Here is a 26,749-nt window from a genome sequence, read left to right as displayed (position 1 = left end):
ATATATTTAATTATATAGGGATTATTTTTTTTGTATTTTTTTTAAAAAAATAAAGTAAAATACTATTATTTAATTAGAGTATAATTAATGTTATATATAGGTTAAATATTTTATATTTTTTATAATTATATATGATTACCTTAAAGGAGAAAGAATATGAAAAAGTATGGTTATTTATTATTTGCAAGTATGTTGTTATTTCAACCAATCCTTGTGAAAGCAGTTGATTATACAAGTGACGAGAGTGATAAGGTAGTTCAAATTCAAGAACAGTTGGAGAATGCAAATAATAAGGATGAAGAAAACGTTGATAGTTGGATGCCGGATAAAGCTTTACAAGAGCAAATACGGATAGAATTAAATTTAGATAATGTCAATGAGATTACAAAGGAAAGTTTGAGTGAGATTAATTATCTTACGATTGATTATGTTATTCACGATGAAGAAGAACAGAAAAATAAAATTGAATCATTAGAAGGTTTACAGTATGCCAATAATTTAAAGAGCCTGGCAGCATCATGGAATTTAATTTCTAACTTAACACCGATAAGTGAATTGACTCAATTAACAGAGTTGAGGTTGAGAGATAATAAAATAACTGATATTTCGACTTTAGCTAAAATTATTCCAAACCTAGAAATATTGAGTTTAGCTCAAAATAAGATTGATGATTTTTCGGTCTTAGAGTTGGGTATTAAAAACATTACAGAGTTGAACTTATCAGATACATCATTTAGTGATTTTAATATGCTAGCTGGAATGGAAAATATCTATATGTTAGATTTAAGTAATAATAACTTAGCAGATTTGAGTCCAGTTGCAGAAGGTTTAAAGAAATCTGTTAGTAATAAGCAAGCCGCTGGAGACTCATCAGGCTTTGATTTGTATATTGGAGGTAACCATATTAACGATTTTAGTCCTTTGGAGGAAGTTAGAAATAAGGTCAATAACGATGGAAACGAATCTTATTATGGTGTTTACGCAGATTACCAAACGATTGAAACAACTATTAATTTGAAAAAAGGTGAGCCGATACCACAATTTCTTAAGTTTTATTCTGGTATTAATTTAACAGCTGCTAATTTTATTTCAAGTAATGACTCTGTTCAGGTAACAGATAATTTAACAGAATTTGATACAAAAGGGTTATCTGAAGAAACGACTCAACTTGATTTAGTCTTCACAACGTCTTTATTATCTCAAGATGAATATGAGCATGCGGAGCCTGGAATGTTCCCTGAATATGATGAACCAACGCTTATTTTCAATCCTAAGGGATTTGATCAAGCTGTGGGTGAATATACTGAAATTGGGAAAGGTCGTTGTTCGGGATACTCTATAAGAAATCGCGTTACAATTAATTGGATTGAAGAAGAAACGTCAAAGCCAACAGAAGAGCCAACGGAATCAACTGAAAAACCATTAGAAACGACAACAGATATAAAAGATGGAAGTTCATTAATCCCAGGTGAAACTAAAGCAAAAGAAGATAATCACAGTAACCATTCGAACACAAATAAAGATGACTCATTACCTCAAACTAATGAGGCTAGTCAATCATTATTAATTACTTTAGGATTGGTAATTTTATCATCATTCTTTGGAATTATTGGGTATAAAAAGATTTCATAAAAAAACACTCCCAAAGTGGGAGTGTTTTTTATTGTTCTTGAACAATCGTTGATTTAGTTCGCCAGACACCTGAGCGCCAGCGGTGAATCATTAAGAAACTTCGTAAGACTTCATCAATTGAATAGGCCATCCAAACACCGACTAAACCTAAGCCAGCTGGAATAGCTAGTGTGTATGAGAAAGGTAAGCTAATAACCCATAGGACCATTAGACTAGCGAATAGTGGAAACTTAACATCACCAGAAGCATTAAGAGCATTAACCATCACCATATTGACTGCACGAGCAGCTTCTAAAATAATATCCACAAGGAAGACCCATTTAGCAATCGTGATGACTTCTGGGTTAGTTGTGAAGATACTCATGATTGGTTCAATAAAGATGAATGTTAGGATACTAAAGAATAAGGTAATCAGGGTAGCAATTACGATGGTTCTAACACCACGAGTATAAGCGCCATCTAAATCGCGAGCCCCAACTTTACGCCCGATGATAATTTGATTCCCTTGTGCTAGGGAATTAGCAATTAAATAAACAAACTGAGTAATAGCGGTAATGTATGACTTGGCTACTAGTACGCTTTGTCCAAGTGTTGCCACAATCATTGTCACAACGATTTGTGCTGCTTGGTAAGAGAAGGCCTCACCAGATGATGGTAAGCCAAGGGTTAAGATACTCTTGATATAATCTTTTGAGAATAAACTTGTTTTGGTTTTTAAAATATTAAAGTTTACAAATTTGAATAATAGACGACTGGCAATTAGTAAACCAATGGTATTACCAAAAACACTGGCCCAAGCTAAACCGTTAACACCAAAGTAAGGTAAACCGAAGGGGCTATATAGAGCAACGAAGTTACCGCAGACAGCTAAGATACTTGCCGTCATTGGAATAAGTAGGGCTGGTTTCGTTAAACCGTGGCTACGTAGCACCGCTACGATAGTTGCAGTAATTGAAGAGATGAATAAACTACCACCATAAATTTGCATGTAACCTTTACCGATTGAAACTAGATCAGCGTCTAGATTCATAAATTGCAATAACTGTGTTGGGAATAATAAGAAACTTAAACTAATTAGCATACCAATTCCTACTGCACCGAATAGAGCAGTAGTGATGACTTTTGGTATTTCTGATTGACGTTTCGCACCAATTAACTGAGCGATGATAATTTGGGTGCCGACTGTGATGAAGCCATAAACGTAAACAGATAAGTTTAGTAATTGGTTAGCTGCCCCAACAGCAGCAACAGCTGGTTCAGAATGACTAGAAATCATAAAGACGTTAATGTTACTGATAACAACACGTAAAAAGATCTCAACGAAGATCGGCCAACTTAAATAAAACAGTTCTCGATCGGATAAATTAATTTTCCAAGATTTTGGCATGTGTTTCCTCCTATATATATGACGGTTACGTAGACTAAGATTCTTCTTTTAATTTTAAAGTAGTGGCAGTGAAAGTCAATCAGAAGAGGAGGTTTTTTGAAAATAAATTTCTAAGGGCAGAACGCTAGACAAAGATGTGTCTAAAAGGTAAAGTAATGATAGACATTTACAAGAGATGAAAGGACGTGTCAAGATGCGTGACGTAATTATTATTGGAGCTGGACCTGGCGGTATGACTGCTGCGTTATATGCTTCGCGTGCTGAATTATCAGTTTTAGTATTAGAGGGAGGAATCCCAGGTGGACAAATGAACAATACAGCCGAGGTAGAAAACTATCCAGGTGTGGGGATTGTTCAAGGACCAGAATTAGCAGAAAAAATGTTAGCTGATTCAAGTAACTTTGGAGCAGAACATGCTTATGGCTTCGTAACAGAAATCGAAGACCATGGTGATTATAAAACAGTCGTAACAGATGATGAACGTTATGATACAAAAGCAGTTATTATTGCGACTGGGTCAGAGCACCGTAAATTAGGCGCTCCTGGCGAAGAAGAGTTTGGCGGACGTGGGGTTTCTTATTGTGCCGTCTGTGATGGTCCATTCTTCCGTAACAAACATTTAGTTGTTGTAGGTGGAGGCGACTCTGCTGTAGAAGAAGGTAGTTACTTAACACAAGTGGCTGAGAAGGTTACAGTCATTCACCGCCGTGATAAATTAAGAGCCCAAAAGATTTTACAAGAGCGTGCGTTTAAAAATGAAAAAATGGAGTTCATTTGGAATACAACAGTGGAAGAAATTGTTGGGGATGATCGCCAAGTCACTGGCTTACGTTTGAAAAATACTGAAACAGGTGAAGTCACAGACTTCGCTGCGGATGGTGTCTTTATCTATGTTGGCTTAGATCCATTAAGCAAACCGTTTGCTAGTTTAGGTATTACAGATGAGTCTGGTTGGATTGAAACAGATGCGCACATGGCGACTAAGGTACCTGGTATCTACGCGATTGGTGATGTTCGTGCAACAGTCTTACGTCAAGTTGCCACAGCTGTTGGTGATGGTAGTATCGCTGGTCAAGAAGTCTACAAATATATTGAAGCATTAAATGACTAATCATGTTAAAATAGAAACAACCTAATAGGGAGAGAAATCTTCCTATTTTTTATTTGAGTCTAAAAGAAAGGAGGTCAGAGGATGTTAACAAGTTGTGGTGTCATCGTAGAGTACAACCCATTTCATACTGGTCATCAGTATCACTTAATGAAAGCGCGTGAAGCATCAGGAGCTGATGTGGTGATAGCGGTGATGAGTGGGAACTTTTTACAAAGAGGTGAACCAGCAATCGTTGATAAATGGCAACGAGCAGAAGCGGCCTTAGCGAATGGTGCCGACTTAGTGATTGAGTTACCAACAGCCTATGCTGTCCAATCAGCAGATTACTTTGCTGAAGGTGGGGTCTCTCTATTGCATGCGTTAGGTGTAGATAGCTTGTGCTTTGGAACAGATAGCGAAGAAATCTTAGACTATGAAGCTTTTGCTAAGTTCAATCAAACCAATAAAGCTGAGTTAGAACAGTCTTTTCAAGAGCTACAAGGTCAAGGTTTAAGTTATCCGCAACAAATGACAGCAGTTTACCAAAAGTTATATCCAAACTGGCCTCTGAAAGATAATTCACCTAATCATATTCTAGGAATGAGTTATGCTAAAGCAAATCAAGAGTATCCCGAACCAATGACATTGTATCCGATTCAAAGACAGGGTGCGGGGTATCATGAAAAAGGCACGGATAATCATGATTACTTAAGTGCGACGGCAATTAGAGAAGCGCTTAAAGAAAATCGGGTTGAGGAGATTAAGTCCTTTGTACCCCGAGAAACAATGACAGCTTTAATCAACAGTTCAGCGATTGATTGGGAAACGGCTTGGCCGTTATTAAAGTATCAATTGATTAGCCAAACAGTTGAGGAGTTAGGTCAAATTTATCAAATGACTGAAGGCATTGAGTATCGTTTGAAAGAAATGAGTATTAAAGCCCAAAGCTTTGATGAGTTTGTTAGCTTAGTTAAAAACAAACGCTTTACTTGGACGCGGATTCAACGCTTGTCTACCTATGTGTTGTTAGGAATAAAGCACAGCGATATTGAAGCAGTCCGTACTAATCCCTATATTAGAGTGTTAGGTTTCAATACAGTGGGTAAAGACTTTTTAAATCAACAGAAGAATGATTTAGAATTACCACTCATTGTTAACGTCAATCAAAAGAATCATGGCTTAGTAAACTTAGACATAAAAGCAGGTCAAGTCTATGACCTGTTAACGAATAGTCAGCAAGAGCAAGACTATCGAAGAAAACCAATTGTGATTGACTAAAAAGCCTTAACAAATCATTCAATAATGAGTATAATAAACAAGAATAAAAACATTTAGGAAAAGAGATGACATAAATGGGACGTAAATGGGAGAATATTAAAGAGAAAAAAGCTGGGAAAGATTCAGCTAATAGTAAGATTTATGCGAAATTTGGGGTAGAGCTTTATGTAGCTGCTAAACAAGGTGAACCAGATCCAGCCTTAAACCAAAAATTACAATCAGTTATTGATCGTGCTAAAACATACAATGTACCAAAACACATCATTGACCGCGCGATTGAAAAAGCTAAAGGTGCAGGCGATGAAACATATTCAGAATTACGTTATGAAGGTTTCGGTCCAAATGGTTCTATGGTCATTGTTGATGCGTTAACAAACAATGTTAACAGAACAGCTTCAGACGTTCGTGCTGCTTATGGTAAAAATGGCGGTAACATGGGTGTTAGTGGAGCAGTTGCTTACATGTTCGAAAATACAGCAGTCTTTGCCTATGAAGGGGATAATGCTGACGAGATGTTCGAAACATTATTAGAAGCTGATATCGAAGTGCGTGATGTTTTAAATGAAGCTGGTCAAGTAATTATTTATGCAGAACCAGAAGATTTCAGTAATGTCAGAGATGCTCTAAAAGCTAATGGAGTTGAAGAGTTTACTGTAGCTGAATTAGAAATGATCGCCCAAAACGAAGTCGAACTTGAAGGTGACGATTTAGAAAATTTTGAAAAAATGATTGATGCTTTAGATGATTTAGAAGATGTTCAAAAAGTTCACCACAATGTGAGCCTGTAATAAAAAGAGATAGAAACGTTTCAATGACAGTTTTGAAGCATGCTGTACAGCACTGGCCTTCGAAACTGTCTTTTTAAATACCAAATGATTAGTTTAAAATGTTTAAGATTTATTAATCATTCTAAGGTCTGATATATTATTTTTAAATAATGTCCTATAATCAAGATTATCAAGAAGGAGAGATTAATTTGATGAAACAGTTACCCAACTTATTAACTTTAAGTAATTTATTGTGTGGTGTGCTAGCAATGAATAGTTCAATGCATGGCTATTTTGATGTTGCAGGAGTCTTTATTTTATTAGCCGCAGCTTTTGATGCTGTTGATGGCCGCGCAGCTAGAAGAGTAGGCAATGCCTCTGAATTTGGTAAAGAGTTAGATTCGCTAGCTGATATTGTGTCATTCGGGGCAGCACCAATGATTATCTTGTTAGGCACAGCAGGTAACGGTTACTTGAAATTTTTTGTTGCAGCAGTCTTTTTAAGTTGTGCAGCGATTCGTCTGGCGCGTTTTAATTCAACACAAAGTAACTTGAAATATTTTGTTGGGATTCCAGTACCGTTGGCGGCGCTGTTGTCATTATTAGCAAGATTCACAGTTAATAGTAATTTTGTTTATTACATCATAGTCTTATCATTAGGAATTTTGATGATCAGTAATGTTCGTCTACCTAATTTTAAAAATTTAGAAAGTACTGAGGAATAAAGTTTGGATACATTGAAGAAGTATTTTTTCTTAGCGTGGACTGGCGTTTTAAAACAACCCTGGTTTGCTAAGATAGTGGATAAGTTGACTAGCTCTAAACTGAGCGCTAAATTAATTCCATTTTATATTAAGCACTATCAAGTAGAGGAGTCGTCGATTGAATTACCTTTATCAGAGTATCCCTCGATTCAAGCGTTTTTCACTAGAAAGTTAGCTGCTGAAAAGACTAATTTTCAAACAGATGAGAAGACTTATGCTAGCCCCGTTCAAGGGCTAGTAAAAGATTTTGGTGAGCTGACGTCTGATAAAGAGTTTTACATTAAAGATAAAATGTACTCGCTTGAAGAACTTGTGGGAGTGAAAGACTTAGATACAACTAATAGTCATTTTGCTATTTTATATTTGAGTCCAAAAAACTATCATCGTTTTCATGCTCCAATTAAGGGGCAATATGATGTGCTACGTTATTTAGGTAAGACATCGTATCCTGTCAACCAACAAGCAGTTGATTATGTGGACGGCTTATTCACCAAAAATTATCGTGGTGTTTATGCTATGAATGATGATTTTTATGTACCAGTGGGAGCAGTTAATATTAATTCAATAAAAGATACTTTTGTATCGGGCTCAGAATTAGCTGCTGGAGAAGAACTTGGGTATTTTAATTTTGGTTCAACAGTTGTCTTATTCTTTATGAATAAATCAATTGAATGGGATTCACAGATTAAAAAAGAAACACCGATAGAACTTGGTCAGGTGTTAGCAACTATCAACTAATAAAGAGGCGTCTTGTTATGACAATGGAGCATATTGAATATTACGTATTGAATTATGGTTATATCACTATTTTTCTTTCGTTAATTCTTGGTCTAGTAGGCTTACCAATTCCAGATGAAATCCTAATGACGATTATCGGTTATTATTCAAAAACCCCAGCAATCAATTTTTGTATGGGATTTTTAGTAGCTGTAATTGGGACTTTATGTGGTATGACAATTAGTTATTTTTTAGGGAAATTCATTGGTGATAAAGCATTAAGTGGCGTTTTTAAATGGTTAGGAATTAATCATAAAAAAATAGCCCGTGTGGAACAGTGGATGGATAAGTATGGTTTCTTAACAATTGTGTTAGGATTCTTTATTCCAGGTTTTCGCCATATGACATTCTATTTTTGCGGCATGACTCATTACTCGTTGAAAAAATATATTACAGTAGGTTTAATTGCTGCAATAATCTGGACTTTGTTTTATTTATCAGTTGGTCGTTTCGTTGGAATCATGCATTAATTAAAAAGCTCTTACCTTTTAATGAGGTAGGAGCTTTTTTTAAGCGTTCTTCTGTTGTTTTATTTTAGATTGTCATACACTAGTAGTAAGAGAAGTAGTGGAGGAGATTGTATATGAAATTTATTAAAGAGTTAAATCATGCAAAAGAAATTATTAATGAAAATGAATTAGTATTCGTTTATATCGGTCAAGAAAATTGTAGCGTTTGTCATGGGTTAAAACCACAAATTAAACAAATTATGAATCAGTTTGAAGGAGTGACTCAAATTGAGCTGGACGCTCTTCGAACACCAGAAGTTGCGGAAGCTTTTCAAGTTTTGACGGTACCAGTGTTGTTATTATTTGTTGAGGGTCATGAGTATTTGAGGAAAGCACGAATTGTTAACACACGAGAATTTAAACAAGATATCGAAAAGATTATCTTAGGTTATCAAGGAATGAAAAAGTAAGATAAGATAATAGCGAAAGTATGTTCGGTATGGTAAAATAAGTCTATGAGTTTTTATAGATAAGGAGGATGGCCAGTGATTGAAAAAGAAGAACAGAATCTCTTTCAAGTGGTGTCAAAATATGAACCAGCAGGAGATCAGCCAGAAGCCATTCGTCAGTTAGTCGAAGGGGTTAAGAATAATCAGAAAGAACAGATTTTACTTGGCGCAACAGGAACGGGTAAAACTTTTACGATTTCTAATGTAATCCAAGAAGTCAATAAACCGACTTTAGTCTTGGCACACAATAAAACATTAGCAGGACAGCTTTATGGAGAATTAAAAGAATTCTTTCCAAATAACGCTGTTGAATATTTTGTTAGTTATTATGATTACTATCAACCAGAAGCCTATGTACCTTCAAGTGATACTTTTATTGAAAAGGATGCTAGTATCAATGATGAAATTGATAAGCTTCGTCACTCAGCGACGAGTTCTTTACTTGAACGTAATGACGTGATTGTGGTAGCTTCCGTGTCGTGTATTTACGGATTAGGAAATCCCAAAGAGTATCAAGAGCAAGTCTTATCTATTCGTGAAGGAATGGAAATGGATCGTAGTCAGATTATCAATGCTTTAGTTGATATTCAATTTGAACGAAATGACATTGATTTTCAACGAGGACGTTTCCGTGTTCGGGGAGATGTGGTAGAAATTTTCCCTGCCTCACGTGATGAACATGCTATGCGCATTGAATTTTTTGGTGATGAGGTAGAACGTATCAGAGAAGTGGATGCCTTAACAGGTGAGATTTTAGGAGAACGTGAACATGTGGCGATTTTCCCTGCGAAACACTTTGTTACAAACGATGATCAAATGGAAGATGCGATTAAAAAGATTGAAGTTGAGTTAGAGGCTCGCTTAGAAGAGTTAAGAAAAGAAGATCAATTAATCGAAGCACAACGCTTAGAACAACGAACTAATTACGATATCGAAATGATGCGTGAAATGGGTTATTGTTCGGGTATTGAAAACTATTCTCGCTTCATGGATGGTCGTGCAGTGGGCGAAGCTCCCTATACGTTATTGGACTTCTTCCCAGAAGATTTCCTAATTGTTGCTGATGAATCTCACGTGTCGTTACCGCAAATTCGGGGGATGTTTAATGGGGATAGAGCACGTAAACAAATGTTAGTTGATCATGGTTTTAGATTACCAAGTGCTTTAGATAACCGTCCCTTGCGATTAGAAGAATTTGAAGAACATGTGAATCAAATTATTTATGTCTCTGCCACACCAGGTCCTTATGAAATGGAACGGACTGATAAGGTTGTTCAACAAATCATTCGTCCAACTGGCTTGTTAGATCCACTAGTTGAAGTGCGTCCAATTATGGGACAAATTGATGACTTAGTTGGTGAAATTAATGAACGTGTTGAACGAGATGAACGTGTCTTCATTACAACTTTAACGAAAAAAATGTCAGAAGACTTAACAGATTACTTAAAAGAATTAGGAATGAAAGTGAAGTACTTACATAGTGATATCAAAACGATGGAGCGAACTGAAATCATTCGTGATTTACGTCTAGGTGAGTTTGATGTCTTAATCGGAATCAACTTGTTACGTGAAGGTTTAGATGTGCCAGAAGTTTCTCTTGTGGCGATTTTAGATGCTGATAAAGAAGGGTTCTTACGGAGTGAACGGTCACTCGTTCAAACGATTGGTCGTGCTGCTCGTAATGCTGACGGTCGAGTTATCTTATATGCTGATAAAGTGACTGACTCAATGGAAAAAGCGATGTCTGAAACAGCACGTCGTCGTCAGATTCAAGAAGCCTACAATAAAGAACATGGCATTGAACCAAAAACAATTATCAAAGAAATTCGTGATTTAATCAGTATTACTAAAGTGGCTGAAAAAGAAGAAAGTTATTCAATCAGTGAACAGTATGCTGATATGACTAAGGCAGAACAAGCTGACGTTATTATGAAACTAGAAAAAGAAATGAAGGATGCGGCTAAGAGTCTCGATTTTGAACGAGCTGCAACCTTACGTGATACAGTATTAGAATTAAAAGCAGGAAATAAGTAGTGGAGGTAGAAAAATGGCAAATGATAAAATAGTCATTCAAGGTGCGCGAGCACATAATTTGAAAAATATAGATGTCACGATTCCTCGTGATCAATTTGTAGTCATTACTGGTTTATCAGGGTCTGGGAAAAGTTCATTAGCTTTTGACACGTTATACGCTGAAGGACAACGTCGTTATGTTGAAAGTTTATCAGCTTATGCTCGTCAGTTTTTAGGTCAAATGGATAAGCCAGATGTCGATAGTATTGATGGATTAAGTCCAGCGATCTCGATCGATCAAAAAACAACGAGTAAAAATCCCCGTTCAACAGTGGGGACTGTTACGGAAATCAATGACTACTTGAGATTATTATACGCTCGTGTTGGTCATCCGATTTGTCCAAATGATGGCACTGAAATTTCAAGTCAGTCAGTTGAACAAATGGTAGATCGAGTTCTTGAATTACCAGAAAGAACCAAGTTACAAATCTTAGCGCCTTTAGTCAATGGTAAAAAAGGGCAGCATAAGAAAGTCTTCGAAACGGTTAAACGTGAAGGTTACGTTCGTGTCCGTGTGAATGGTGAACTATATGACATCTCAGAAGTACCTGAATTAGATAAGAATAAAAAACATACCATTGAAATTGTTGTCGACCGTATCGTTGTCAAAGAGGGCGTTCGTTCTCGTTTATTTGACTCATTTGAAGCGGCCTTAAGATTAGCAGAAGGTTATGCTTTAGTAGATGTGATTGATCAAGAAGAAATCTTGTTTAGTGAACATTACGCTTGTCCACATTGTGGTTTTACAGTTGGTGAATTAGAACCCCGTCTGTTTTCATTCAATGCGCCATATGGAGCCTGTTCTGAATGTGATGGCTTAAGTATGAAGCTAGAAGTAGATGAAGAGTTAGTGATTCCAGATCCAAGTTTAACCTTACGAGAGGGTGCTTTTGTTCCTTGGAATCCAATTACGTCTAATTACTATCCGCAAATGTTAGAACAAGCTTGTAAGAGTTTTAAAATTGATATGGACATACCATACGAAAAATTAAAACCCGCACAAAAACAATTATTATTACATGGGTCAGAAGGTAAAAACTTCCACTTCCATTACGAAAATGACTTTGGTGGCGTTCGTGATGTCGATGTGCCTTTCGAAGGGATTCTAAATAATGTTCAACGCCGTTACCAAGAAACAAGTAGCGACTATGTCCGTGAACAAATGAAATTGTATATGACGGAACTACCTTGTCAAAGTTGTCACGGTTACCGCCTAAATGCTCAAGCTTTATCAGTAAAAGTAGGTGGGAAACATATTGGTGAAGTGAGTGACTATGCCATTGCCAACGCTCTAGCATTCTTTGACCAAGTTGAGCTGTCAGAACAAGAAAAAGCGATTGCGAAACCAATCTTAAAAGAAGTACACGATCGTTTAAGTTTCTTAGAAAATGTTGGACTAGATTATTTAACATTAAGCCGTTCGTCTGGAACCTTATCAGGTGGTGAAGCCCAACGGATCCGTTTAGCAACGCAAATTGGTTCAAACTTATCAGGTGTTCTTTACATCTTAGATGAGCCATCAATTGGGTTACACCAACGAGATAATGACCGTCTGATTGAATCCCTTAAAAAGATGCGTGACTTAGGAAATACCTTAATCGTCGTTGAACACGATGAAGATACGATGCGTGCAGCTGATTATTTAATCGATATTGGTCCGGGTGCCGGTGCTAAAGGTGGCGAAATTATTGCCGCTGGAACGCCAGAAGAAGTTGAGAAAAATCCGAATTCATTAACCGGACAATACTTGTCAGGTAAAAAAGAAATTGCTGTTCCTAAAACAAGACGTAAGGGAAATGGTAAGAAATTAAGGATTACTGGGGCTTCGGAAAATAACTTACAAAATGTATCGGTTGATTTCCCACTAGGTAAATTCGTAGCAGTTACTGGTGTATCAGGTTCAGGGAAGAGCACGTTAGTCAATCAAATCTTGAAAAAAGCTTTGGCGCAAAAATTAAACCGTAACTCGAATAAACCTGGGAAATTCAAGAAGATGACTGGTTATGAATCGATTGACAAGATGATTAGTATTGATCAAAGTCCAATTGGTCGGACACCAAGAAGTAATCCAGCGACTTACACAAGTGTCTTTGATGATATTCGTGACTTATTTGCTCAAACAACTGAAGCTAAAGTTCGTGGTTATAAAAAAGGGCGCTTTAGTTTTAACGTGAAGGGCGGCCGCTGTGAAGCCTGTCGTGGTGACGGGATTATTAAAATTGAAATGCATTTCTTGCCAGATGTTTACGTGCCATGTGAAGTCTGTCATGGGAAACGTTATAATTCAGAAACGTTAGAAGTTCATTACAAAGGTAAAAACATTGCAGACATTTTAGAAATGACTTGTGATGATGCTGTTGAGTTCTTCCAGCATATTCCAAAAATTAAACGTAAAATCCAAACGATTGTAGATGTTGGTTTAGGATATGTGACATTAGGACAGCCAGCAACAACTTTATCTGGTGGTGAAGCTCAACGAATGAAGTTAGCTAGCGAGTTGCATAAACGTTCAACTGGTAACAGTTTCTACATCTTAGATGAACCAACAACAGGACTTCACACAGATGATATTGCACGTCTGTTAGAAGTGTTGGATCGTTTAGTTGAAGGTGGTAATACAGTGCTAGTGATTGAACATAATTTAGATGTCATTAAAACGGCTGATCACTTAATTGACTTAGGTCCAGAAGGTGGTTCAGGCGGGGGAACTATTCTTGCCACTGGAACACCGGAACAACTTGCAAAAGTTGAAGAAAGTTATACAGGACACTATTTAAAAGAAGTTTTAAATAAGTAAAAGAAGAAGCTGCGGCTTCTTCTTTTTTGCTATATCGAGATAATTGAGAGGATACGCCCGGTATGTTATAATGAATCGACATAAGAGAGGGGTATGAAAATGGTTGATAGCTTACAGTTAGTCATTATTACAGGAATGAGTGGAGCAGGTAAAACTGTTGCCATGCAAAGTTTTGAGGATATGGGTTTTTTCTGTATCGATAATTTACCACCGCGTTTAATTCCAAAGTTTTGGGAGTTAATTAAAGAATCAGGTAAAGTGACAAAAATTGCGTTGGTTATTGATTTACGTTCACGTGCCTTCTTTAAAGAAATTCAAGATATGTTAGTTGAAATTGAAAATACGCAAATGGTTGAAACAAGCGTTATTTTCCTAGACTCGACGGATGAAGAATTAGTATCTCGTTATAAAGAAACCCGCCGTACACATCCGCTTGCTATGGATGGTCTAGTAACAGAAGGAATTCGTAAAGAACGTGGCATGTTAGAAGAAATTAAAGGTGATGCGCAGTTAGTCATCGACACAACAGAGCTAAGTCCACGTCAACTTCGCGAGATGTTAATTAAAGAATTTAAATCGAACGAAACTAAAATGTTCCGAGTTGAAATGGTCTCATTTGGTTTTAAATATGGTTTACCCATCGATGCGGATATCGTGATGGATGTGCGTTTCTTACCAAATCCACATTATATTGACCATTTACGTCCGATGACTGGTGTTGATCAAGAAGTCTATGATTATGTCATGTCATTCCCTGAAACAGAAGAATTTTATACAAAGTTCTATGATTTGATATCAACTATTTTACCTGGCTATAAAAAAGAAGGTAAAACAAGTTTAACAGTTGCTATTGGTTGTACGGGTGGTCAACACCGTTCAGTTGCTTTAACAGAACGTGTTGGTAAAGCGTTAGCTGAAAACTATCCAGTAAACATAACACATCGTGACCGTGGAAAACGTAAGGAATCGGTGAATCGTTCATGAAAACTTATCGTATAGAAAAACCGAAGATCGTTATCATTGGTGGTGGAACTGGCTTGCCAGTCATTTTAAAAGCATTGCGTAATGAGAGTGCTGATATTACAGCAATTGTGACGGTTGCAGATGATGGTGGAAGTAGCGGTTCATTACGTGAAATGATTAAAGTTGCGCCGCCAGGCGATTTACGCAATGTTTTAGTTTCTTTATCAGATATGCCTAAACTTTATGAAGATTTATTTCAATACCGCTTTAAAAAAGAAGATGAATTTTTAGCGGATCATTCAGTTGGGAACTTAATCATTGCTGCCTTATCAGAAATGCGTGGTAGTACTTATGAAGCCATTCAAATTTTATCTAAAATCATGCACGTAGAGGGGCATGTCTATCCCGTATCAGAAGAACCTTTGACGTTACATGCTAAGTTTAAAGATGGCACATTGCTATCAGGTGAGTCTAAGATTGCCAAAGCTCGGAAACCAATTGATCATGTTTTCGTTACGAATTCTGAAAATAATGAGTTACCAAAAGCTTCTCGTAAAGTCGTTAATGCGATTGAAGAGGCTGATATGGTCATTCTTGGCCCTGGTAGTTTGTACACAAGTATCTTGCCCAATTTAATGATTGGTGAAATTGGTGAAGCGATTTGTCGTACAGCAGCTGAAGTCATCTATGTCTGCAATATTATGACCCAAAAAGGAGAAACCGAACATTTCTCTGATGCCGAACACATTCAAGTGATTCATAATCACTTAGGACAAGAGTTTGTTAATACGGTGATAGTTAATGATCAAGAAGTTCCATCAGAGTATTTAAATGCTAGTGATGACGCTGATAAATTAGACCAAGTCACTCATGATCAAGTCGGTCTTGAAGAGGAAGGTTGTAGTATCATCTCAACTGACTTAATTCAATTACGTGATGGTGGGGTTTATCATGATGGTGAAAAAGTCGTGGATGAAATTTTTAAATTATTAAAAGTTAAAAGAAGTTAGAAAGGAGATTGGCAATGTCTTTTGCATCAGATGTCAAAAAAGAATTAACAACGCTAGAAGTTCATCGCGAACATGCTAAAGCCGAGTTAGCAGCTTTAATTCGAATGAATGGCGCATTATCGCTTGCCAATCGCCATTTTGTGTTAAACGTTCAAACGGAGAACGCTGCAACGGCTAGACGAATTTATACTCTGCTGAAAGATCACTATGATGTGCAAAGTGAGTTGCTAGTTCGTAAGAAGATGAAATTAAAAAAGAACAATATATATATTGTTCGCTTGAAACAAGATACGCAGACTATTTTAACGGATTTAGATATTGTTGAAAATTCAATGTTTACTGATCAAGTTTCGAATACGATTATGGGAAATTCTCAAAAAATGAAATCTTATTTAAGAGGAGCGTTTTTAGCGGCAGGTTCGGTTAATAATCCGGAAACGAGTCGCTACCACTTAGAGATTTATTCATTATCGGAACAGCATAGTAAAGATGTGACTGAAATGATGAATTATTATGGCATGAATGCTCGCACATTGGAGCGACGTAATGGTTACATTTCTTATCTGAAAGGTGCAGAAGATATTTCTGACTTCTTAACACTAATCGGTGCGACATCTAACATGTTGAAGTTTGAAGATGTTAGAATTGTCCGTGATATGAGAAACTCGGTCAACCGGATGGTAAACTGCGAGACTGCTAATCTAAGCAAAACGATTAGCGCGGCGGCTAAGCAAATTGAAACCATTGAATTTATTGAACGGACAGTTGGTTTAGATCAGTTGCCAGAAAAATTAAAAGAGATTGCAGAACTGAGAGTGGAGCATCCTGATGTTAGTTTGAAAGAGTTAGCTGAAATGGTCCCATCAGGTGCTATTTCAAAATCAGGAATCAATCATCGCATTCGAAAAATTAATGAATATGCAGAAAAATTGCAAAAAGTATAAAAAAAGACAGCTAATACAATTAGCTGTCTTTTTATTATTTGATTTTAGAGCTGTTAACCATGATTTCATCAATCAAGCCATATTCCTTAGCTTGCTCAGGTGTCATAAAGTTATCACGTTCAGTATCTTGTGCAATGCGTTCAAGCGGTTGACCTGTACGTTCTGCTAAGATTTTGTTTAAGCGATCGCGAGTATTTAAAATGTGACGAGCAGCGATTTCGATTTCAGTCGCTTGACCTTGCGCGCCCCCAAGTGGTTGGTGAATCATAATTTCAGCGTTAGGTAGAGCATAACGTTTGCCTTTGGTACCTGCTGTTAATAAGAAACTACCCATTGATGCAGCCATACCAAGTACAATAGTTTGAACGTCAGCTTTAATGAAGTTCATTGTATCGTAGATAGCTAATCCAGCAGAAACACTGCCTCCAGGAGAGTTGATATAAATGTAGATATCTTTTTCAGCATCTTGAGCATCTAAGAAAAGTAATTGAGCGATAACAGAGTTTGCAACATTATCATCAATTGGACCGCTTAGCATAATAATGCGATCTTTAAGTAAACGTGAGTAAATGTCATAAGAACGTTCACCACGAGATGATTGTTCAATGACTGTTGGGATTAAATTCATAAATGGTTCCTCCTATTAATTCTTAATCGATAGCTATATTCTAACATAAAACAGCATTATAAAACCAATGATACAAATTATAATAAGACTCTTTATTTTTTTAAGAGTTATTTTTTGAACATTTTGAATAAATAACGTATATTTATATAAAAGGTGTAATATAATTAACCAAAATGTCACCATTGTGTTAAAATAAATTTAAAGAAATAAAACCAGTCGGGTCAAGGAGCGAACAATGAAATTTTTGAGTGAATCAATTAGAAGAGTGTTATATTTTGTGTTTTTTGCTGTCGTTTTATTTATCAGTATTAAACATTTAGGTCAAGGGAGCTGGGTGAAACAAACTGTTCCTGTTTTAATGGCGTTAGTTTCTCTTGTCGGAGTATTAAATGCTGTTAATCCCTCGTTATTTGGAGGCGTCTTTACTAGTAGATCTAAAATGCCAAGTAATATGTTAGTCCTACTTTCATTAGTATTGTTAATGATGACTGGTGATTTATCGCGATTAATTGGCTTAGCTGAAAGTAAAGTTGCCACAGGGACATCTGTCATTAAAGATAAAGAAGCTGATAAGTTGAAAGCGGAAGCTGAGAAATTAGCTGCTGAAAAAGCCGAAGCGGAAGCTAAGAAAACTAAAGAAAAAGAGGCTGAAAAAGAAATAGACCCTGCGATATTAAAAGAAAAAGCCCAAGAGCAACTTCCGAAGAGTTTGAGTTCATTGAAAAAAGAGCCTTCGGGAACTAATTATTATTACTATAGCAAAACATTAGAAAACAAAACTAAGAAAAACCAGATATTCCCATATCTTATTACAACTACAACTGAGGATTTGGATTTGATGCATATGAACTTATGGATTCGCTATTCATATGTAGGTGATGAACAATTAGATTTGAAGAAATTTAAAATTATTACTGACAAAGAAGAGTACTTAATGGATGCTTATGATGTCAATGTTGATCGTGACTTACCTCAACAACCGCTTCAACCTGAAGATATTGATGAAGATGGTAATCCTATCGATGTTGAAATGAACGGCGAAGACACAGAAGAAACTGAAGAGGAAGAACAGAAAGTTTGGGAGTGGATTGAATTTTCACCAAACTCAAAAAAATTAGATATGTTAATAGATATGACAACGTCTAAAAAAGTGAAGATTCATTATGAGGGTAAAGAAGGTTCAATGGAACGGGACTTAACCAAAGCTGAACAAGAAGCTTTAAACGAAGTCGTTAATACTTATCGTTTCTTCTTAACAGCAACAGAAACAATTGAAGAAAAATAAAAAAGAAGCCATTGGCTTTTTTTTTATTTGTATTAAGTTGTAATCCGAGATATTCTATAGATAGAGGGGGTGGAAATCATGGCGAAAAAAGAAGAGTACTATGAGTTTAAATATAGTTTGCCTTATAAATTAGAATTAGCACCTAATCAAATTGAGCAAGGAGAAGCTTGGATTACTTGTGATTTAGAATGGACGGGTTCTGAGTATGATTGTGATTACGATGCCTCAACAGACGGGAAAGCCGATTTTACTGAAGGGTTACCACCAAAACTAGAAAAAGAGTTACTAGATAAATTAAGAAACGATTTGTTACGTGAAGGCGTGGAACTATCTGATTTACCATTTATGTAAAAAGAAAAAGCAGACACCTAGGTGTCTGCTTTTTTTGATGCCTCCTAAGGGAATCGAACCCCTGTCTCAAGAACCGGAATCTTGTGTGATATCCACTACACTAAGGAGACGTAGTACAAGAAATAGTTTAGCTAAGATAATGATAAATAGCAAGTTAATAATCAAAATATAATCGCCAATATTCTGTGAATAGAATAAATAAATCACAATGTTTTTTAATAAAAATGTAGCCTTTTCCTTGCATGCCATTTTGATAGGTGGTACTATTATCTTGTAAGTGAAGGAGAAGAAAATAGCATGGGCTAGTTTTTGGATCCCCTTTTTTTACAGTCTATGGGTCGTAAAACGACACACCGGGACAATTAAAGTCCCAGTTAGGAGTTGCTGATGGAAAACCAACTAGAGATTCTGAATACAATAGCGCCTGATATGATGCAAGTTGTTCAAGAGCGTTTCATTGTTCTTCAAAATATCGATTGGATGGCTCCAGTAGGCAGACGAACTTTAGCTTTAAAAATAGGTTTAACAGAACGTGTCTTAAGAACAGAGACAGAAATGTTAAAACAATTACAGTTGATCGAGATTTCTAAAAGTGGCATGACAATCACGCCAGAAGGCAAGAAAGTCTTAACCGGTTTAGAATCATTAATGGGTCAATACACAGGGATGAAGCAAAACGAGCATCGCTTAGCTGAATATTTTAATGTTGATAAATGCATTATTGTGTCTGGTAATAGTGATGAAGAAAAGAAAGTGTTAGCTAGTTTTGGTTTAACAGTTTCCGAAGCGCTTCAAAAATTGTTACCAGCTAAAGAAAGTGTCATTGCCGTTATGGGTGGGACAACGATGGCTGCTGTAGCAGAAAATATGGTTGCCCTTGATCAAAAAGTCAGTCACAACATTTTCGTGCCAGCACGAGGTGGAATTGGCGAGACAATGGGGATTCAAGCAAACTCTGTTAGTGCAACAATGGCTGCTAAAACTGGCGGTACATCTAGACCACTATACGTACCAGAAAGAGTGAGTCACGAAACCTATCAGTCGCTACTGCAAGAACCATTTGTTCAGGAAGTGATTGGGTTAATCGATGAATCAACATGTGTGATTCATAGTATTGGTCAAGCTATGAGAATGGCCGAAAGAAGAGGCATGTCGCAAGACGAATTAGTAATGTTGAAAGACAAGGGAGCTGTTTCTGAATCATTTGGTTATTTCTTCGATAAAGAAGGAGAAGTAGTCTACAAGATTCCGAGGATCGGCTTGCAGTTGAAGGACTTGGAAAAAATTCCGGTTATTTTAGCTGTTGCAGGTGGTGCATCAAAAGCGGAAGCAATTGAAGCTTACATGAAAAATGCCCCACAACAAACAGTCTTAATTACTGATGAAAGTGCCGCAAATGCGATTTTAAAAGGGGTAACCCTTTAAAATATAAAAAATATTGATTTTCATAAGGAGGAAATCTCACATGACAGTAAAAGTAGGGATTAATGGATTTGGACGTATCGGACGCTTAGCATTCCGTCGTATCCAAGAAGTAGAAGGTATCGAAGTAGTAGCAATCAACGACTTAACAGACGCTAACCAATTAGCTCACTTATTAAAATATGATACAACTCAAGGCCGTTTCAACGGTGAAGTTGAAGTTAAAGAAGATCACTTCTTAGTTAATGGTAAAGAAGTTAAAACTTTAGCAAACGCTAACCCAGCTGAATTACCTTGGGGAGACCTAGGTGTTGAAATCGTATTAGAATGTACTGGTTTCTTTACTTCTAAAGAAAAAGCTGAAGCTCACTTACAAGGTGGAGCTAAACGTGTAGTTATCTCTGCTCCTGGTGGAAATGACGTACCTACAGTAGTATTCAATACTAACCACAATATCTTAACAGGTTCTGAAACAGTTATCTCTGGTGCTTCATGTACAACTAACTGTTTAGCTCCTATGGCTGACGTTTTAAACAAAGAATTTGGTGTTGTTGAAGGATTAATGACAACTATCCACGCTTACACAGGTGACCAAAATACTTTAGATGCTCCTCACAAAGGCGGAGACTTACGTCGTGCCCGTGCAGCAGCTGAAAATATCATTCCAAACACAACTGGTGCTGCTAAAGCAATCGGTTTAGTAATTCCAGAATTAAACGGTAAATTAGACGGAGCAGCTCAACGTGTTCCTGTAGCAACTGGTTCATTAACTGAATTAGTAACTATCTTAGACAAAAAAGTAACAGTTGATGAAGTTAATGCAGCTATGAAAGCAGCAGCTAACGAATCTTATGGTTACACAGCTGACCCAATCGTTTCTTCTGATATCGTAGGTATGACTTACGGTTCATTATTCGACGAAACACAAACTAAAGTAATGACTGTTGGTGATCAACAATTAGTTAAAACTGTTGCTTGGTATGATAACGAAATGTCATACACTGCACAATTAGTTCGTACTTTAGAATACTTTGCTAAATTAGGTTAATTTTAACTCTTTGAGTGATAATTAATTTATAACTTAAAGCGGGGGAGCATCGCGCTTCCTCGTTTTTTTATTTCAAGGATAGATATGAGGAGGAAATACCAATGGCAAAATTAACAGTAAAAGATTTAGCCTTAAAAGGTAAAAAAGTTTTAGTCCGTGTTGACTTCAACGTACCTTTGAAAGATGGCGTGATTACTAACGATAACCGTATCACTGCTGCTTTACCGACAATTGAACACATTATCACTGAAGGTGGGAAAGCTATTTTATTCTCACACTTAGGTCGTGTGAAAGAAGAAGCTGATAAAGAAGGTAAATCACTTGCACCAGTTGCGAAAGCATTATCTGATAAATTAGGTAAAGAAGTTGTTTTCGTACCAGGCGTTACTCGTGGGGAAGCTTTGGAAACAGCGATCAACAACTTACCAGAAGGTGGCGTTCTATTAGTAGAAAACACACGTTTTGAAGATGTTGATGGTAAAAAAGAATCTAAAAATGATGCTGACTTAGGTAAATACTGGGCATCTCTTGGCGATGATATCTTCGTCAATGACGCTTTTGGTACTGCCCACCGTGCACACGCTTCAAACGTTGGTATTTCATCAAACGTTTCTCAAGCAGCAGCAGGTTTCCTAATGGAAAATGAAATCAAATTTATTAAAGAAGCTGTTGAAGCACCAGTTCGTCCATTCGTAGCGATCTTAGGTGGTTCAAAAGTATCTGATAAAATTGGTGTAATTGAAAACTTAATCGAAAAAGCTGATAAAGTTATCGTTGGTGGAGGAATGACTTATACATTCTTCGCTGCTAAAGGTATCGAAATTGGTGACTCACTAGTTGAATTAGATAAAGTTGAATTAGCTAAATCATTAATTGAAAAAGCTGGGGACAAATTAGTCTTACCAGTTGATTCAATCGAAGCCAATGCATTTGCTGGCTACACTGAAATGAAAGCAACAGAAGGTGAAGCAGTCGATAAAGGATTCTTAGGCTTAGATATTGGTCCTAAATCAATCGAGTTGTTTGAAAAAACAATCGAAGGTGCTAAAACGGTCGTTTGGAATGGTCCTATGGGCGTATTCGAAAACGAAGATTTTGCTAAAGGAACAATTTCAGTTATGGATGCTATTGCCGCTCAAGAAGGCGCAACATCTATCATCGGTGGAGGAGATTCAGCAGCCGCTGCAATCAACTTAGGCCGTGCTGATAAATTCTCATGGATCTCAACTGGTGGTGGAGCTTCTCTAGAATTATTAGAAGGTAAAGAACTACCAGGCTTAACTGCATTAACTGAAAAATAATGACAAGTTTAATTTAAATCATAATTTTCATACAAAAAAGGAGTGTTTGATTATGCGTAAACCAATTATCGCTGGTAACTGGAAAATGAACAAAACAGCTCAAGAAGCTATGACTTTCGTTGAGGCTGTGAAAAATAATATCCCTGCAAACTCTGCAGTGGATTCAGTTGTAGGTTCTCCTGCACTATTCTTACAAAGCTTAGCTGAAGCAGCTAAAGGAACTGAGTTAAAAATCTCAGCTCAAAACTGTTACTTTGAAAATGCGGGTGCTTTCACTGGTGAGAATTCACCTGAAGCTATTGCTGATTTAGGTGTTCAATATGTGATTATTGGACATTCAGAGCGTCGTGAGTATTTCCACGAAACAGATGAAGACATTAACAAAAAAGCTAAAGCAATCATTGCTAATGGTATGACACCAATCGTTTGTTGTGGTGAAACCTTAGAACAACGTGAAGCTGGCGAAACAGCAACTTGGATTAAAGGTCAAGTTGAAAATGCCTTAGATGGTTTAACAAATGAGCAAGTAGCTAACTTAGTTGTTGCTTATGAACCAATCTGGGCAATCGGAACTGGTAAATCTTCATCAGCTACTGATGCAGATGAAACATGTTTCGTCGTTCGTAAAACAATTGCTGATAAATTCGGTGCAGATGTTGCCAACAAAGTTCGTATTCAATACGGCGGTAGCGTTAAACCTGAAAACATCAAAGAATACATGGCTCAAGAAAACATCGATGGAGCATTAGTTGGTGGGGCAGCTTTAGAAGCTAACTCATTCTTAGCTTTATTGGAGGCAGTGAAATAGTATGAGTAAAGCACCAGTAGCCATTATTATTTTAGATGGTTTTGGCTTACGTAATGAAACAGTGGGTAACGCTGTTGCGCAAGCTCATAAACCAAATTTTGACCGTTACATGAAAGAATTCCCGACAGCTTCTTTAAAAGCTGCGGGACTTGATGTCGGTCTTCCTGAAGGACAAATGGGTAACTCAGAAGTCGGGCACAGTAACATTGGTGCTGGCCGAATTGTTTACCAAAGTCTAACAAGAATTGATAAAGCCATTGAAGATGGAGAATTCCAAACTAATGAAGCTTTATTAAAAGCAATGGATCACGCTATTAAAAACGATTCAGCTTTACACTTATTCGGCTTACTATCGAATGGTGGGGTACACAGTCATCAAAACCACTTATACGCTTTACTTGAAACAGCTAAAGCTAAAGGGGTTAAAGAGACTTATATCCATGCCTTCTTAGATGGTCGTGATGTGGCACCAACTTCTGGTGTTGATTTCATGAAAGAATTAGTGGCTAAACTTGAAGAGTTAAACTATGGTCAAATTGCAACAGTATCTGGTCGTTTCTATGCGATGGACCGTGATACACGTTGGGAACGTGTTGAAAAAGCTTATAACGCTTTAGCTTTAGGCGAAGGTGTTAAAGCAACTGATCCAGTTCATGCCATTGAAGCATCTTATGCTGATGGGATTAACGATGAGTTCATGTTACCAACAGTCATTGAAAAAGATGGTAAACCTGTTGCGACAGTAACTGATAACGATGCTGTTATCTTCTTTAACTTCCGTCCTGACCGTGCCATCCAATTATCAAATGCCTTTACAGATAGTGAGTGGTCTAACTTTGACCGCAAAGCTCATCCACAAAATGTGCAATTTGTGACAATGACACTTTATAACCCAAGTATTGTTGCTGATGTTGCTTTCCCGCCAATGGAAATGAAAAATGTCATCGGTGAAGTCTTAGCTAACAATAACTTAAAACAATTACGTATTGCCGAAACTGAAAAATACCCACACGTGACGTTCTTTATGAATGGTGGACGTAATGAGGAATTTGAAGGTGAAAGCCGTACACTAATTAACTCACCAAAAGTTGAAACATATGACTTGAAACCTGAAATGAGCGCTTACGAAGTGACTGATTCACTAGTAGCAGACATCGCAGCAGACAAGTTTGATGCCATCATCTTAAACTTCGCTAACCCTGATATGGTTGGACACTCTGGTATGCTAGAGCCAACGATCAAAGCGATTGAAGCAGTTGATGAAAACTTAGGTCGAGTAGTTGATGGTATTTTAGCTAAAGATGGTTATGCGATTATCTTCGCCGACCACGGAAATTCTGAAACAATGATGACACCTGAAGGTAAACCACATACTGCCCACACAACGGTGCCAGTCCCTGTGATTGTAACTAAAAAAGGCGTTGAGTTACGTACAGATGGACGTTTAGCTGACGTAGCACCAACAATGTTAGACTTACTAGGTGTTGAAAAACCTGCTGAAATGACAGGGCAATCACTGATTAAGTAATTTATCTGAGATAAGCAGTGGATAAATTGAAAACTTAACAAAAAAAGCTTATGATAAGAGAGTAAACTATGTTGAACATTTCGTTTAACTTAGAAATAAAATCAAAACCCAAAAGGAGAGACACAAACATGTCAATTATTACAGACGTATACGCACGCGAAGTCTTAGACTCACGTGGTAACCCAACAATCGAAGTAGAAGTTTATACTGAAAGCGGAGCTTTCGGTCGCGGAATGGTTCCTTCAGGTGCCTCAACTGGAGAATACGAAGCCGTTGAATTACGTGATGGCGACAAATCTCGTTACTTAGGTAAAGGTGTTTCTCAAGCCGTTGAAAATGTTAATACAATTATTGCTGAAGCAATCGTTGGATTTGATGTAAGAGACCAAATGGATATCGATAAATTAATGATCGAATTAGATGGTACTCCAAACAAAGCTAAATTAGGTGCTAACGCTATTTTAGGTGTTTCTATTGCCGTTGCTCGTGCTGCTGCAGACTACTCAGAAACTCCTTTATACCACTACTTAGGCGGATTCAATACTAAAGTATTACCAACTCCAATGATGAACATCATCAATGGTGGTTCACATGCTGATAACAGTATCGATTTCCAAGAGTTCATGATCATGCCAGTAGGAGCTCCTACATTTAAAGAAGCTTTACGTATGGGTGCTGAAGTATTCCACGCGTTAGCTAAAATCCTTAAAGGTAAAGGTTTATCTACAGCAGTAGGTGACGAAGGTGGTTTTGCTCCTAACTTAGGTTCAAACGAAGAAGGATTCGAAGTTATTATGGAAGCTATCGAAGCTGCTGGTTACAAACCGGGAACTGACGTAGTATTAGCAATGGATGCAGCTTCATCAGAATTCTACGATAAAGATAAAGGTGTTTACGTTTTAGCTGATTCAGGCGAAGGCGAAAAAACAACTGAAGAAATGGTTCAATTATACGCTGACTTATGCGAAAAATATCCATTGATCTCAATCGAAGATGGATTAGATGAAAATGACTGGGATGGATTCAAAAAATTAACTGAAGTATTAGGCGACAAAGTTCAATTAGTTGGTGACGATTTATTCGTAACAAACACTGATAAATTAGCTGAAGGTATCGAAAAAGGTATCGCTAACTCAATCCTAATCAAAGTTAACCAAATCGGTACATTAACAGAAACTTTCGAAGCTATTGAAATGGCTAAACAAGCTGGCTACACTGCAGTAGTTTCTCACCGTTCTGGTGAAACTGAAGATGCGACTATCGCTGACATCGCTGTTGCGACAAATGCTGGTCAAATCAAAACTGGTTCATTAAGCCGTACTGACCGTATTGCTAAATACAACCAATTATTAAGAATCGAAGATCAATTAGGTGATACTGCTCAATACAAAGGTTTAGATTCATTCTATAACTTAAAAAATAAATAATCTTAGTTTTAATAAAGCTTATTCTAATAGGAATTAAAACTGTACGGACGTAATTAAGACTCTTCTTTTGAAGGGTCTTTTTTGTGTTACTTTAAAAAATTCAGATGAATTTTTATTGGATTGTTGTATTAGAAACTCATCATAACGTATAATTTAAACGTATGAATATCAAATTTCATTTTTTGTTAATTACACGGAGGACAGAGTTTGATGGTACAAAAAATTAAGAAAGTTTATGTTGAAAAGTTTGTTTTGGATTTACATGAAATGAAAAAGGTTAATCACATCAATCAGATGATTAAAACTCTCAGATTGTTATTCAATTATATGGTAATGGAGGAGTATATTAAGAAGAATATTGTTAAAGATTTTTCATATCTAAAAAAAAGAAAGTGCTCTACTGAATACATTTAATGATAGTAAAGCATTTAGTATGATTAATTACTACGGAAAGAATGAAGATTTCATCTCTCAGCGCAACAAAGTAATTATTGAGATATTTGCTTGTTGT

At 36.8% G+C, this 26,749-nt stretch carries 23 protein-coding genes and 1 tRNA gene; 21 read left to right on the top strand and 3 right to left on the bottom strand.

Annotated features, from left to right (window positions below; all coding sequences use genetic code 11):
- Nucleotides 1–156 precede the first annotated feature (156 nt).
- Nucleotides 157–1,632, top strand: a complete 1,476-nt coding sequence (locus G7081_RS06385; protein WP_166008405.1) for a leucine-rich repeat domain-containing protein — start codon at nt 157–159, stop codon at nt 1,630–1,632.
- Between the two features lie 28 nt (nt 1,633–1,660).
- On the opposite strand, the gene G7081_RS06380 is transcribed toward G7081_RS06385, so the two are convergent.
- On the bottom strand, nt 1,661–3,019 hold the full coding sequence (locus G7081_RS06380; protein ID WP_166008117.1) for an MATE family efflux transporter: 1,359 nt from the start codon (nt 3,017–3,019) through the stop codon (nt 1,661–1,663).
- Nucleotides 3,020–3,212: 193 nt separating this feature from the next.
- Between G7081_RS06380 and trxB the strand changes: the two genes are divergently transcribed.
- The 12 genes from trxB to whiA all read left to right on the top strand — a co-directional run bounded on the left by trxB (nt 3,213) and on the right by whiA (nt 16,440).
- Complete coding sequence (gene trxB / locus G7081_RS06375) at nt 3,213–4,130, top strand: thioredoxin-disulfide reductase (RefSeq protein ID WP_166008116.1); 918 nt, start codon at nt 3,213–3,215, stop codon at nt 4,128–4,130.
- 81 nt (nt 4,131–4,211) lie between these two features.
- Entirely contained in the window at nt 4,212–5,387 is a 1,176-nt protein-coding gene (locus G7081_RS06370) for a nucleotidyltransferase (RefSeq protein WP_166008115.1), read from the top strand.
- Between the two features lie 74 nt (nt 5,388–5,461).
- On the top strand, nt 5,462–6,175 hold the full coding sequence (locus G7081_RS06365) for a YebC/PmpR family DNA-binding transcriptional regulator (RefSeq protein WP_166008114.1): 714 nt from the start codon (nt 5,462–5,464) through the stop codon (nt 6,173–6,175).
- A gap of 191 nt (nt 6,176–6,366) precedes the next feature.
- Nucleotides 6,367–6,879 carry a CDP-diacylglycerol--serine O-phosphatidyltransferase gene (gene pssA / locus G7081_RS06360; RefSeq protein WP_238786673.1) on the top strand — a complete coding sequence of 171 codons (513 nt, stop codon included), beginning with the start codon at nt 6,367–6,369 and terminating at the stop codon, nt 6,877–6,879.
- Nucleotides 6,880–6,882: 3 nt separating this feature from the next.
- On the top strand, nt 6,883–7,656 hold the full coding sequence (gene asd, locus G7081_RS06355) for an archaetidylserine decarboxylase (protein ID WP_238786632.1): 774 nt from the start codon (nt 6,883–6,885) through the stop codon (nt 7,654–7,656).
- A gap of 17 nt (nt 7,657–7,673) precedes the next feature.
- Nucleotides 7,674–8,165: a DedA family protein gene (locus G7081_RS06350; protein ID WP_166008111.1), complete on the top strand. Its 492-nt coding sequence runs from the start codon at nt 7,674–7,676 to the stop codon at nt 8,163–8,165.
- Between the two features lie 113 nt (nt 8,166–8,278).
- Nucleotides 8,279–8,614: a thioredoxin family protein gene (locus tag G7081_RS06345; protein ID WP_166008110.1), complete on the top strand. Its 336-nt coding sequence runs from the start codon at nt 8,279–8,281 to the stop codon at nt 8,612–8,614.
- Between the two features lie 75 nt (nt 8,615–8,689).
- A complete protein-coding gene (gene uvrB / locus G7081_RS06340) occupies nt 8,690–10,687 on the top strand; it encodes an excinuclease ABC subunit UvrB (protein WP_166008109.1) in 1,998 nt (665 codons plus the stop codon).
- A 13-nt stretch (nt 10,688–10,700) separates the two neighbouring features.
- Nucleotides 10,701–13,523, top strand: coding sequence for an excinuclease ABC subunit UvrA (uvrA, locus tag G7081_RS06335; RefSeq protein ID WP_166008108.1), 2,823 nt, complete (start codon nt 10,701–10,703; stop codon nt 13,521–13,523).
- Between the two features lie 99 nt (nt 13,524–13,622).
- Nucleotides 13,623–14,507: an RNase adapter RapZ gene (gene rapZ / locus G7081_RS06330; RefSeq protein ID WP_166008404.1), complete on the top strand. Its 885-nt coding sequence runs from the start codon at nt 13,623–13,625 to the stop codon at nt 14,505–14,507.
- Entirely contained in the window at nt 14,504–15,496 is a 993-nt protein-coding gene (locus G7081_RS06325) for a gluconeogenesis factor YvcK family protein (protein WP_166008107.1), read from the top strand. The genes rapZ and G7081_RS06325 overlap by 4 nt, the downstream gene beginning before the upstream one ends.
- Nucleotides 15,497–15,510: 14 nt before the next feature.
- Nucleotides 15,511–16,440 carry a DNA-binding protein WhiA gene (whiA, locus tag G7081_RS06320; protein ID WP_166008106.1) on the top strand — a complete coding sequence of 310 codons (930 nt, stop codon included), beginning with the start codon at nt 15,511–15,513 and terminating at the stop codon, nt 16,438–16,440.
- Nucleotides 16,441–16,474: 34 nt separating this feature from the next.
- On the opposite strand, the gene clpP is transcribed toward whiA, so the two are convergent.
- The gene (clpP, locus tag G7081_RS06315; protein WP_166008105.1) at nt 16,475–17,068 is read right to left on the bottom strand and encodes an ATP-dependent Clp endopeptidase proteolytic subunit ClpP; all 594 of its coding nucleotides are present in this window, start codon (nt 17,066–17,068) and stop codon (nt 16,475–16,477) included.
- 235 nt (nt 17,069–17,303) lie between these two features.
- On the opposite strand from clpP, the gene G7081_RS06310 reads away from it, so the two are divergent.
- Nucleotides 17,304–18,353 (top strand): hypothetical protein, encoded by a 1,050-nt coding sequence (locus G7081_RS06310; protein WP_166008104.1) that lies wholly within the window; start codon nt 17,304–17,306, stop codon nt 18,351–18,353.
- Nucleotides 18,354–18,431: 78 nt separating this feature from the next.
- Entirely contained in the window at nt 18,432–18,704 is a 273-nt protein-coding gene (locus tag G7081_RS06305; RefSeq protein ID WP_166008103.1) for a hypothetical protein, read from the top strand.
- A 38-nt stretch (nt 18,705–18,742) separates the two neighbouring features.
- Here G7081_RS06305 and G7081_RS06300 read toward each other — a convergent pair.
- Nucleotides 18,743–18,814 (bottom strand) — tRNA-Arg (locus tag G7081_RS06300).
- Between the two features lie 277 nt (nt 18,815–19,091).
- On the opposite strand from G7081_RS06300, the gene G7081_RS06295 reads away from it, so the two are divergent.
- The 6 genes from G7081_RS06295 to eno all read left to right on the top strand — a co-directional run bounded on the left by G7081_RS06295 (nt 19,092) and on the right by eno (nt 26,238).
- Complete coding sequence (locus G7081_RS06295; RefSeq protein WP_166008102.1) at nt 19,092–20,129, top strand: sugar-binding transcriptional regulator; 1,038 nt, start codon at nt 19,092–19,094, stop codon at nt 20,127–20,129.
- A gap of 40 nt (nt 20,130–20,169) precedes the next feature.
- On the top strand, nt 20,170–21,174 hold the full coding sequence (gene gap, locus G7081_RS06290) for a type I glyceraldehyde-3-phosphate dehydrogenase (protein WP_166008101.1): 1,005 nt from the start codon (nt 20,170–20,172) through the stop codon (nt 21,172–21,174).
- 101 nt (nt 21,175–21,275) lie between these two features.
- Nucleotides 21,276–22,475, top strand: a complete 1,200-nt coding sequence (locus G7081_RS06285; protein WP_166008100.1) for a phosphoglycerate kinase — start codon at nt 21,276–21,278, stop codon at nt 22,473–22,475.
- Nucleotides 22,476–22,527: 52 nt separating this feature from the next.
- Nucleotides 22,528–23,283: a triose-phosphate isomerase gene (tpiA, locus tag G7081_RS06280; protein ID WP_166008099.1), complete on the top strand. Its 756-nt coding sequence runs from the start codon at nt 22,528–22,530 to the stop codon at nt 23,281–23,283.
- 1 nt (nt 23,284) lies between these two features.
- A complete protein-coding gene (gene gpmI, locus G7081_RS06275; protein WP_166008098.1) occupies nt 23,285–24,811 on the top strand; it encodes a 2,3-bisphosphoglycerate-independent phosphoglycerate mutase in 1,527 nt (508 codons plus the stop codon).
- A 128-nt stretch (nt 24,812–24,939) separates the two neighbouring features.
- The gene (gene eno / locus G7081_RS06270) at nt 24,940–26,238 is read left to right on the top strand and encodes a phosphopyruvate hydratase (RefSeq protein ID WP_166008097.1); all 1,299 of its coding nucleotides are present in this window, start codon (nt 24,940–24,942) and stop codon (nt 26,236–26,238) included.
- The last annotated feature ends 511 nt before the right edge of the window (nt 26,239–26,749 follow it).

This window comes from Vagococcus coleopterorum (assembly GCF_011303955.1).
Classification (GTDB): Bacteria; Bacillota; Bacilli; order Lactobacillales; family Vagococcaceae; genus Vagococcus_D; species Vagococcus_D coleopterorum.
This window is presented reverse-complemented; position numbering and strand designations above follow the sequence as displayed.